This is a genomic window from Acinetobacter sp. V115_6 (genome assembly GCF_031799025.1).
Taxonomy (GTDB): domain Bacteria; phylum Pseudomonadota; class Gammaproteobacteria; order Pseudomonadales; family Moraxellaceae; genus Acinetobacter; species Acinetobacter pittii.
The window spans coordinates 159,510-168,432 of record NZ_JAVQNO010000019.1; the positions used below are offsets into that span (position 1 = coordinate 159,510).

6 protein-coding genes and 2 tRNA genes are annotated in these 8,923 nt (G+C 39.8%); 4 read left to right on the forward strand and 4 right to left on the reverse strand.

All coding sequences use genetic code 11. From position 1 onward, the window contains the following. Window positions 1-78 precede the first annotated feature (78 nt). Complete coding sequence (gene rrtA / locus RMA94_RS07585) at window positions 79-654, forward strand: rhombosortase (RefSeq protein WP_005067290.1); 576 nt, start codon at window positions 79-81, stop codon at window positions 652-654. Window positions 655-832: 178 nt separating this feature from the next. After that, complete coding sequence (locus RMA94_RS07590) at window positions 833-3,028, forward strand: TRAP transporter large permease subunit (RefSeq protein ID WP_005067292.1); 2,196 nt, start codon at window positions 833-835, stop codon at window positions 3,026-3,028. Window positions 3,029-3,189: 161 nt separating this feature from the next. Here RMA94_RS07590 and RMA94_RS07595 read toward each other — a convergent pair whose 3' ends face one another. From RMA94_RS07595 to rnr, 4 genes are all read right to left on the reverse strand, one after another. Continuing rightward, window positions 3,190-3,615 carry a hypothetical protein gene (locus tag RMA94_RS07595; RefSeq protein WP_199992157.1) on the reverse strand — a complete coding sequence of 142 codons (426 nt, stop codon included), beginning with the start codon at window positions 3,613-3,615 and terminating at the stop codon, window positions 3,190-3,192. Window positions 3,616-3,626: 11 nt separating this feature from the next. Next, entirely contained in the window at window positions 3,627-3,836 is a 210-nt protein-coding gene (locus tag RMA94_RS07600; RefSeq protein ID WP_032004797.1) for a YheV family putative zinc ribbon protein, read from the reverse strand. 40 nt (window positions 3,837-3,876) lie between these two features. Next, the gene (locus RMA94_RS07605; protein WP_311082409.1) at window positions 3,877-5,931 is read right to left on the reverse strand and encodes a M3 family metallopeptidase; all 2,055 of its coding nucleotides are present in this window, start codon (window positions 5,929-5,931) and stop codon (window positions 3,877-3,879) included. Window positions 5,932-6,066: 135 nt separating this feature from the next. Beyond that, on the reverse strand, window positions 6,067-8,484 hold the full coding sequence (gene rnr / locus RMA94_RS07610; RefSeq protein WP_005078314.1) for a ribonuclease R: 2,418 nt from the start codon (window positions 8,482-8,484) through the stop codon (window positions 6,067-6,069). A 261-nt stretch (window positions 8,485-8,745) separates the two neighbouring features. On the opposite strand from rnr, the gene RMA94_RS07615 reads away from it, so the two are divergent. Both RMA94_RS07615 and RMA94_RS07620 read left to right on the forward strand, forming a co-directional pair. Beyond that, window positions 8,746-8,836 (forward strand) — tRNA-Ser (locus tag RMA94_RS07615). A 10-nt stretch (window positions 8,837-8,846) separates the two neighbouring features. Then, a tRNA-Arg gene (locus tag RMA94_RS07620) sits at window positions 8,847-8,923 on the forward strand.

An 8,923-nucleotide genomic window follows, 5' to 3' on the forward strand; every position in this document is an offset into this window, starting at 1 on the left:
TTTGAAAGACTAACTTCTTGCGAGTCTATTGTTAAGTTCTACAATAATTGTAAGAAGTTTAATTTCAAGGAGTGTGCCATGAAGGATCATGTACTGAATAGTAAAGTGCTTTTGGTCGCAGTGTGCATTTCCATATCTGCATGTCTACAGGTGTTTCCTGATACTTTTATTTATTGGCGCGAAAGTTTACTTGGCGAATTCTGGCGTTTGTGGACTGCACATTGGGTACACGTTGGATGGGTTCATTTCCTTTTAAATATGATGGCATTCGCTTGTTTACCCTTTATTTTTCCACATACAAAAGCATGGCATCTTCTAAGTCTACTTTTGCTGTTGCCACCCTTTATTAGTTTGGTGTTCTACTTTTATTTACCTTATATCGAAGCTTACGCAGGTCTGTCTGGTGTCTTACATGGACTATATACAGCGGTTGCTTTGGTCTATCTGCAATATCGTAAAGAGCGAAATTTTGCTTTGCTGGTTTTAGGGTTAATTATTGCCAAACTCATATGGGAAAACACTTTTGGGCAAACAGGAACTGCTCAACTAATAGGGAGTCCAGTTTTAACTGAAGCTCATCTATATGGGGCAATTGGCGGAGCAATCTTTGGAGGATGTTATTGGATTTTCCAGAGATTAAAAAAGAAACATTGACAATACAAACTGTTAAAAAAGAGATTTTAGTCATTCTTTATTAACAAAGTTTGATGCAAATTTGATCGTTGAATAAAGGGATTGGTAGAAGGGGGATGGATTTAACCCCTGACCAAGAAAAATTGCATGACTCAAGTCCTTATTTTTAGGGATTTGAGAGAACAAAATTGGAATATTTATGCAAGAACATCAAGAAAAAAGATCTGGATTAGGTCTGCTGGGTTATATCTGGAACGAATGGATCTCAACATTCGTCATCCTCATTTTGCTATTAATGACGCTAATTATTGGTACCGGGGAAATGATCCACGGACAATTATTACGTATCGGGGAACGTCTTTATGGCGACCCTGCTACAGGTATGCAATATTCTTTTTTGCGTGCTGAGCCTGAAAAGCCAACTTGTGATCGACATCCAAATATCGAGGCTCAAGTAAAAGAACAAATGAAAGCGAACGCGTCTGATGATTTCGCGAGTTTCTTTGGTGCGGCATCTGAAAGTGATGTCCGTGCATCACTACTCGCAGCAAAGCAACAATGTGATGAAAAATATCAGGCGTATGATAAAACTATCAAATATATCGAAGCTAACCCAGGGGTACGTACTTACCGTGCTATCGAGACAGGTTTCTTCGGTATTTTTAAATTTGGTACAGAGAACCGTGCCATTTTACTGGTCTTTATGGTTTTGATTTCTGCGATTACTGCATCGTTGAAATATCACCATATTGGTTTGCGTAATCCGGCAACAAAAATAGATTACAAAGTGTATTCCTTGTTTATGTTGATTGGTAATGCACTACTTAGTACCTCTGTCATTAGTCAGTATCGTTCAGTCATAAATTCTGGGGTAACACCTACCTATGAAACAGTAACGATTTACTGGATGTGGATGATTCTATTTGTTGTTCTGACTTTAATTAGTTTGTATCAATTATTTGTTTCACCTCCACCAAAGCGTGAAGGCGGAAATATAGGCTTAGCCTTATTATCGGTGCCTTTATATGCTTATATGGCGTTAATTACAGGCATCGTATTTACGTTCTTTATGGATTACCCAATGGGGCAAGGTATTTACCTTGGTTTACTGGTTGAATTCTCAGGCATCTTCTTAAACCTTGCCTTGTTCATTTGGGCAGGTATGCTTTTAACTCAAACACGCGTTATGGACTTGTTCCTTAATGTGCTTCGTCCATGGAATTTGGCGCCAGAAACCTTAACTTGGTTAATTCTAATTGCTGCTGCTGTACCAACAGCCTATACAGGTGCATCTGGTATCTTCGTTATCGCAGCAGGTGCAATTATTTATAAAGAAGTCTGGAATGCGGGTGCTCGCCGTCAATATGCTTTGGCTGTGTCTGCCATGTCAGGTTCTTTAGGGGTAGTTGTACGCCCATGTCTACTGGTCGTTTTAATTGCGATGCTTGATAGTCGTCATGTAACGTCTGATGAGCTATTTGGGCATGGTATTTATGTATTTTGGTTAACTGCATTTATTTTCTTGGGTGTTTCACTACTCTTAGCTGAAGAAAAATTCCGTGTGAATTCACCAAAAGTTGCGATTCCAGGCATGATGCGTGCCTTTGTGCCTGTAATTCCATATATTCTGATCACTGCTGTTGTTCTTGCGATCTATAAATATGCACTAGATACAGGAATGAACGAATTTACTGCACCAGTAATTTTGCCATTAGTCTTGATCGCAATGATCTTGTATGACAAATTGGTTGCGACCAAAGAAGCGCCTGCAATCAATATTCATGAAGCGATTGTTCGCGAACACGAACAAAAATCACCATTTCTTCGTGCACATGATCCCCATAGCTCTCAATACCGTCTTGGTTTTGGTGGAGCACTTCGTTTTGCGACCTCAGAAACTGTAGGTCATATTGGTGCTCTAATTATCTTGATGGCATTGTCTGCAAGTGTAGGCGGTTTAATTGAACGCTCTGAAGTGGTTGAATTATTACCGACTCATTTGGGCAGTATTTATATATCACTTGCATGTATTGCGCTATTACTTGCCATTATTGGTATGTGTACAGATCCATTTGGTGCTGTAATTTTAGTTGCTGCAACCATTGCACCTGTGGCATACGAAAATGGTATTCATCCAATTCACTTCTGGATGATTGTATTGGTTGCATTCGAGTTTGGCTATGTGACACCGCCAGTTGCCTTGAACCATCTCTTAACAAGATTATCTGTCGGAGATGATGAGGTGAATGCTGCGGATGCAGAAGCGAAAGAGAAATATACAAGCTTCTACTTCCGTTATGAGCGCTGGTTGCTACCAATTATTGTCTTATTCTCATCATTGGTATTAGTGACTTATGTGCCATACGTATTTAAGTTATTCGATTGGTATAAATAAATTAAATCAAAGTATTGGTTATACAAAAAAGCCTTCCAAAATGGAGGGCTTTTTAAATAAAAGGATTAATTAAATTTAAAACAAGATGATTAGAATTATTTAAATCCTAACAAAAAAGCTAAAGATGGATAGCTTTAGCTTTTTTAGATTCTATTGAAAAACTATTGCTGTTTAAGCTGAGCTTCCAGCAATTTAACTTGTTCTTCTTTGAGTTTAGTTAATTGATCAGCATCTGAATGCTGAGCTTTTAAGGTTGCTTCCTGATCTTTTAGCTGGCGATGAATATCTTCAAGTTTAGATACTTCTTCTTTTGCTAAAGACTCTTGTGCAGGGACAGGCTCTTTAAGCACATTTTCACTGACAAGTTGCTGAGAGCTTGCATTTTCAGCTAAGGGTTCAGAACTTGGTAATGGGTCAACTGGTTTAGCAGGAGCGGATGTCGAGACGGGTTGTGGATCAACCAGTGGTGCTGACGACTCGGTTTTTTTAAAAAACCATTGCGCTGCAAAAAAAAGCACTACGAGAATGCTTAAGCCCCCAATTAAAATCCATAATAATTTTGAGTTTTGTTTTCTTTGTAGTGGCATGTTTAAGACCTTTAGTCGGGACGACGTGGCTTGAACTGTATTACCCCAATTTCATCTGGTTCAGCAGGCGTTTCAGGCTCATCAACATGAGTCGGACGATTTTCGCTATAACCGCATTCGATACATTCAATCCATTCGTCTTCTGCGGTGGTTAGCATGACAATTCGATCCATGGCTTCACATTTTGGACATTTTGCCCCAGCAATGAAACGTTTTTTCATCTTTATCACCCTAACCACACGATCAATTTAGGCCCATAGTTTAAGCGGTTTTGTTGTCATTCGTCCAACCTTGATGACGTAACAACGCGTCAATTTTAGGCTCGCGTCCACGGAAATTAACAAATGCCTCAAGTGCAGTGTCTTTTCCTCCCACAGCTAGAATTGCCTGGCGGAATTCTTTACCCGTTTGAGTATTAAAAATACCTTCATTTTCAAAACGATCAAATGCATCACTTGCTAAGACTTCTGCCCATTTGTAAGAGTAATAACCTGCAGCATAACCACCAGCAAAAATATGACTAAAACTATGTTGGAAACGGTTGTAGTCGACAGTAGGAACGACTGCATACTGCTTACGAATGTCGTTTAACGTTTGCTGAATTTGCTCACTGTTCAGGGCAGGTGTTTTGGTGTGAATGGTTAAGTCAAATAATGCAAATTCAAGCTGACGTAAAGTTTGCATACCAGATTGGAAGAATCGAGCATTTAATAAAGCATCTAGTAATTCTTGTGGCAAAGTCTGTTTACTATCGATGTGTTCACTTAATACATCTAGACTTTCTTTATCCCATGACCAGAATTCCATAAACTGGCTTGGTAGTTCTACTGCATCCCAAGCTACCCCATGCGTTCCTGCAACCGAGATATTATCTACTTCGGTCAACATATGATGTAAACCATGTCCGAATTCATGGAACAAAGTAATCACTTCGTCATGAGTCAATAAAGCAGGTTGGTCACCTACTGGAGGAGTAAAATTACACACCATATAGCAAATTGGTTTTTGTAAACCATGAAGAGTCTGCATGCGCGAGCGGAAGCCGTTCATCCATGCGCCACCACGTTTACCTGTACGTGCATAGATGTCAAAGAAGAAGCCACCAATCACTTGACCTTGGTCTTCTAATTCAAAATAACGTGCATCTGGATGCCAGACAGGTGCTTGTCTTTCAATAATGTTAATGCCATATAGGCGCTGCACAATCTGGAATAATCCCTGAATAACTTTAGGTGCAGGGAAATAAGGTTTTAACGCTTCTTGAGATAGGTTAAATTGTTGCTGTTTCAGCTTTTCAGAATAGTAAGTTGTATCCCAAGGTTTAAGATCATCAACACCATCTTGTTTAGCAATTTCTTGAAGTTCTGCAACTTCTTGAAGCGCAGGAGCACGCGCATGCTCTGCTAGGTCAACCAAAAACTCATGTACTGTTTTTACGTCTGGTGCCATTTTGCTTGCAAGAGAATATTCAGCATAGTTATTGAAACCAAGTAGTTTTGCCATTTCCTGACGAAGGCTCAAAATTTCTTCCATAATTTTGCTGTTATCAAACTCAGTTTGTTCAGACTGATCAGATGCACGTGTCACATAAGCTTTATAAAGCTCTTCACGCAATTCACGGTCATCTGCATAAGTCATGATTGCAAAATATGCTGGGAAATCTAGAGTTGCGACAGCTTGGTCAAGTTCGCGTTGTTTGCCATACTGTTTTAATAACTCAATATTACTTTTTGGAAGACCTTTTAACTGATCTTCGGTAAGTGGCTTAAAGTAAGCTTGTGTTGCATCAAGAACGTGGTTTGAAAAATCAGAAGAAAGCTGTGAAAGACGCGCAGAAATCTCTGCATAACGTTTTTTCTCTTCACCCTCTAAAGCTACACCTGAAAGTTTAAAGTCACGTAAAGCTAGACGGATAGCACTTTGTTGGGCTGGGCTAAGCGATGTATAGCCTTGACCATCATGGATGTGTTGATAGGTTTGATAAAGCGCCGTGTGTTGACCAAGCTGAGTGTAATATTCACTTAATGCTGGTAATAAAGATTGATAGACTTCTCTCGTTTCTGCATTGCTCATTACAGCGTTTAAATGCGATAAAACGCCCCATGATTCACTTAGATTATTTTCAAGCGTATCGACTTGCTCAAGTACGGCAAGTTGCTGAGCTGCATCTGTAGGTGCAGCCGTAAGAGTATTTAAAAATTCCTGACCTGCTTGGATCGCTTGCTGGATGTCTTGTTTTAAATTTTCTAATTCAATTTGGTCAAAACGCGGAGTTGGTAAAGTCGCTTGCTGTAAAGTCATTGCTAATAGCCACATTATTTTTTAAACATGGTATTAGATGTAGGTCCTCTCAGGCTGGAAATCAAGCTTAATGTATAAAATAACCCTTTTTAAAAAGAAATAAGTTTCCTATTGGAGACTTATTTCTGAAGTGTGATAATTATTTACTTACTATTCAGCCTTTGATTTTGCATTCGACTTTTTCTTTTTAGGCTTAGATTTTTTCTTCACCTTTTCTGATTTAGTCTCGGCTTTTGCTGAGGTTTTCTTACCAGATTTTTTAGTGTAAGAACTTGGCTTACTTTTTTCTTTCTTTTTGTGAACAGGTCGCTCACCATCACTACTGACAGTTGGTTTACTGAAAACTTCTTCAGTCGCCTGCGTAGTAGTTTTAGTCGTACGCGGCGCACGGCTACGAACTACTCGGCCTGCATGGGTAACTTGCTTAATGAGCTGGAAGTCAATTTTACGTTCTTCCAGATTGACACCAGCGACCTGAATTTTAACTTCATCGCCCAAACCAAAGACTTGACCACGATTTTGACCTACTAGATTTTGACTCGCTTGGTCATAAATAAAGAAGTCATCGCCGAGTTGGCTAATATGAATCATACCATCGACATATAAATCTTTCAGTGTCACGAATAAACCGAATTCGGTCACCGCACTTACAATACCAATGAATTCATCACCTAGATGCTGCTGCATGTAGTGACATTTCAACCACGTCGTTACGCTACGAGAAGCTTCATCAGCACGGCGCTCTGTTTGAGAGAAATGTTCACCTGCATCATCTAGTGCAGCACCAGAGAGTGGATAAGGCTTTTGTTTGAGATGTGCTTTAATGGCACGGTGTAATAATAAATCTGGGTAACGACGGATTGGCGAAGTGAAATGCGTATAAGCTTCATAAGCCAAACCATAGTGCCCTGCATTTTTTGCGCCATAATAAGCTTGCATCATTGAGCGTAATAAGACGGCATGAATACTAGGAGCATCAATACGATCTTTAGTTGCTTCAATTACTCTTTGATAGTCTGCTTGAGTTGGTTGGTCAGGGAAGGGTAGACCCAGTAATTTCACAAAGTCTTTTACTTTCTGAATACGTGAAAACTCTGGAGCTTCGTGCACGCGATATAACATTGGAACATCATGTTCTAATGCATATTCAGCCGCAGCAACGTTAGCAAGTAACATGCACTCTTCAATGAGCTTATGTGCTTCATTACGTGTACGTGGCAAAATTTCTTTAATCCCGCCTAGCTCATCAAAAGTCATGTAGGTTTCAATGGTTTCAAATTCCATTGCATGACGATCAGCACGTAAATTTTTCAAAATCTGATAAAGCTGGAAAAGCGTATTTAAAGACTTATGAACATCACGATCTTTTGGAATCGCATCTGTTGCGCCGTCAAAATATTGTGCTACCTGTGTATAGGTCAAACGTGCTTTTGAATGCATCACTGATGGATAAAAATCGTAACCAGTTACACGGCCTGTACGAGAGAGTTTCAAGTCACAGACCATACATAAACGGTCTACATGAGGGTTTAGAGAGCATAAGCCATTTGACAATGCCTCTGGTAGCATCGGTAATACGAAATGCGGGAAGTATACCGAAGTACCACGTTCCTCAGCTTCTTCATTGAGGGCTGAGTCTAAGCGTACATAATGGCTAACATCAGCAATTGCGACAACTACACGATAACCGCCACCTGGACGTTTTTCTGCATAAACCGCATCATCAAAATCTCGAGCATCTTCACCATCGATCGTAACTAATGCTAAATCTCGTAAATCAATGCGGCCTTCGCGGTCTTGAGCAGATGGTTCTTTAAAACTTTCAGCTTCTTTTATAACTTCATCTGGGAACTCATAAGGTAAGCCAAACTCAAGAATAGTCTGCGGAATAATAATTTCTGTATCAGCTTTGTCGGCCATAGATTGAATAATATGCGCCGTCGCAAATTCTTCACGAGTCGGATAACTATCTATTGCGACACGTAGCATATCGCCAACATTTGCTTCAGCATGCGTTACCAGTTCTTTTTCTAAAGGAATAGGCTGGTGCTGATTTGGATTGTTGGGCTGAATAAAATATTCGCCATCATGAACCGACAATTTACCAATTAATTGTTTAACACGATGTTGTAAAACTTCTGTGATAAATCCCCAAGGTTTGCCTTTACGATCAACTGAAGTCTGTCGCACTCTAACTCGGTCACCGTTAAAGACTAAACGTAATTCACGTTCAGGAAGTAAAAGGTCACTTTGACCATCAATATGCGCTGTGCCTAAACCTTTACTATTGATATAAACAGTTGCTTCATAGGTCGGTTGATCTGCCACCAACTGAAATTTAAACCCGTCTTTCATGATTTGACCGTCACGAACCATAGCACTTAAGCGGTGACTGAGTGCTTCAATACTTTTTTGGTCATGAATATTAAAATGATCGACAAGTTCTGCATGAGATTGCGGTGTCTGCAATTGTTCCAATGTATCTAAAATAAGAGTACGGCTTGGAATAGGATTGTCATAACGTTCAGCTTCAGCTTTCGCTTCGGGGTCAGCCCAGTTTTTTGTCATGTCGTTTGGTTTCACGCTTGGCAGATAAGTTTAGCATAAGTCATGCAGACCCGAACTGCACGTTTAGGTTTGCAATAATGTGTTATGCACTACAGTATTTTGATGAAGAAATAATATCTATCTTAACAAGCGTTTGATCGAAAAAGACGAAAATAATGAGAAAATTGCTTAAAAAATAATTCATTGAACTAAAAAACAAGAAAATTTCACTATGATGACTTGAACAATAGGGTTTTAGTTTGTATTATGGCGGCTCGTTCCGGTGAGGTGGATGAGTGGCTGAAATCACTTCCCTGCTAAGGAAGCATACCTATTACTGGTATCGAGGGTTCGAATCCCTCTCTCACCGCCATTTACTTAATGCGCTCATAGCTCAGCTGGATAGAGCACTTGGCTACGAACTAAGGGGTCGGGAGTTCGAATCTCTCTGAGCGCACCA